Here is a 2,641-nt window from a genome sequence, read left to right as displayed (position 1 = left end):
CCCCAGCTGGCGATCGCGGCATCTTGCAGGAGAGGGTAACGACGGCCGGACCCGGATCCAAGAATTTTCCAAGGATTTGGGCGTCATTTGGGACCGTCCCCGGACCGCGTTCCTCCTGGGCGAATCGCGGCCTTCCGGCCCGTTCGCGGCCCGATTCTCCAGCGCGACGCCCGATATGCCGATGACCTCCCTGGTCGGAACTGGTCGTTGGGGACCGGTCCGACCAAAGGAACTGATGCGATGACCGTCGCCGCCGACCGGGCGCCCACCGGGCGCCGCGCGGCCCTCCCGGGCCGTGGCCTCGACCCGGCGCGCCTGTACCAGGCGGTGCGCCACCGCCGGCGGGTGGGCGGCGAGGGCCGGGCGTGGCTGCTGATCCTCGTGATGATGGGAGTGACGGCGGGCGCCATCGCCGCCATGCCGGTCGGGCCCGGGGGCCTGGCCCGCTCGGTGCACATCCCGTGGTGGGCCATTGCCCTCGCCTGTCTCGCCACCGACATGGCCCAGGTCCACTTCCATTTCCGGGAGCAGAGCCAGGCGGTGCACCTGAGCGAGGTCCCCCTGATGGTCGGCCTGGCGTTCTGCTCTCCGGTCGGCCTGGTGGTCGCCAGGGTCGTGAGCACGTTCGTCTCCCACGGGATCCGCGACCGCCAGCCCCTCGTGAAGCTGACGTTCAACATGACCGACCGGGCGCTCACCACCGCGGTCGCGGTCGCCGTGGCCCACGGTCTGATCGGCGGGGAGCCCCCGATCTCACCCCGGGGCTGGTTGGCGCTGATCGCCGCGGCAGCGGTCACGCGCGTGATCGGTGACGCCTTCATCTTCGCGGTCATCTGGCTGACGGCCGGGCGGCCGTCGGGCTGGATGCTGAAAGAGCTGGCGCTGGCCGCCCCGGCCGTGCTCGTAACCGGGGCGGCGCTGGCGCTGGTGTGCGTGACGGTCCTGTGGGTGAACGTCTGGGCGGTGTGGACCATCCTCCTGCTGGTGGCCGTGGCCGGGGTCGTCCACGTCGTCCACCACCGTCTGCGCCGCCGGTACTCGAACCTGGTCCGGCTCTACGACTTCACCGGCCACGTGGCCGCGGTCCGGCCGAGCGTCGAGCTGGTCGAGCAGGTCCTGGATCAGTGCCGGACCATCCTGCGCGCCTCGCACGCCTCCCTCCTGCTGGCCGACGGAGACAGCTTCCAGCGCACGTTCATGAACCAGTCGTGGAGCTCGTCGGAGAGAAGCGCCCGACCGGGTGGGCTCGAGGCGATCGCCCTGTCGGTGGGCCGGGCCCTGCTGGCCCCCCGCAACGCCAAGGACGAGGTCGGCCGGGCCCTGGCCGCGGACGGCTTCCATGACGCGCTCGTAGCCCCGGTCATCGGTGACGACGGAGTGGCCGGCGTCCTGTTGGTGGCGGACCGGCTGGCCGACATGGACCCCTTCGACGACTCCGAGCTGATGCTGTTCGAGGCGCTGGCCCAGGCGGCGGGCGTGGCCCTCCGGAGAGGTCAGCTGGTCGAGGAGCTGCGATCCGAGGTCATCGCCAAGCAGCACCAGGCGTACCACGACCCGCTGACCGGCCTGCCGAACCGGGCGTTCTTCGCCCAGCGGCTGGGGGAGGCCACGGTCTCGAGGTCGGCGGGCGAGCGCCTCGCCGTGTTCCTCATGGACCTCGACGAGTTCAAGGAGATCAACGACACCCTCGGCCACGACGTCGGTGACGCCGTGCTCGTCGCCGTGGGCGCCCGACTGGCCCGGACCGTGGGTGACGCCGCCTTCGTCACCCGTCTCGGCGGTGACGAGTTCGCCATCCTCGTGCCCCGCGAGCCCGAGGAGGGCTTCCTCCCGCTGGCCCGGATGATGGCCGAGGTCGTGCAGGAGCCGCTCGCCATCGAGGACATGGTCCTCCAGCTCCGCACGAGCATCGGCCTGGCCGTCTGCCCCGACCACGGGGAGAAGCCGTCACTGCTGCTGCAGCGGGCCGACGTCGCCATGTACTCCGCCAAGAGCAGCCACGCCGACGTGGCCGAGTACAGCGCCGACAAGGACCACCACAGCACCCGCCGGCTGGGACTGGTCGGCGACCTTCGCCAGGCGCTCGCCTCGGACGCTCTCGACCTCTACTACCAGCCGAAGGCCGACCTGACGACCGGGCTGGTCTACGGCGTCGAGGCCCTGCTGCGGTGGAACCATCCTGTGCACGGCATGGTCCCGCCCGACGAGTTCATCCCCATGGCCGAGCACTCGGGTCTGATCGGTCCGGTGACGAGCTGGGTGCTGCGCCGGGCCCTGACCCAACAAGCGGCGTGGACGGCCCGGGGCCTCGAGCTGACCGTGGCGGTGAACATCTCGGCGCGCAGCCTGCTCCAGCCCGAGCTGGTCGAAGAGGTGTCCCGCCTCCTCCGGGAGACCGGCGTCCCCCCGCGCCAGCTCACCCTGGAGATCACCGAGTCGACGGTGATGGTCGACCTGGTGCGCAGCGTCGTCGTCCTCGAGCAGCTCTCGGACATGGGCGTCCGGTTGTCGGTCGACGATTTCGGGACCGGCTACTCGTCCCTGTCCCGCCTGACCAAGCTCCCGGTGGACGAGGTCAAGATCGACAAGTCGCTGGTGTTCAACATGCTCCGCGACGCCGGGGACCTGGCCGTGGTCGGGG

At 71.0% G+C, this 2,641-nt stretch carries 1 protein-coding gene; it reads left to right on the top strand.

The features are described 5' to 3' along the window. Positions 1–240 precede the first annotated feature (240 nt). Positions 241–2,641: EAL domain-containing protein (locus VFW24_14085; protein HEX5267892.1), on the top strand; the 2,401-nt coding region annotated here is incomplete at its 3' end.

The organism is Acidimicrobiales bacterium, from assembly GCA_036273495.1.
Classification (GTDB): domain Bacteria; phylum Actinomycetota; class Acidimicrobiia; order Acidimicrobiales; family JAJPHE01; genus DASSEU01.
This window is presented reverse-complemented; position numbering and strand designations above follow the sequence as displayed.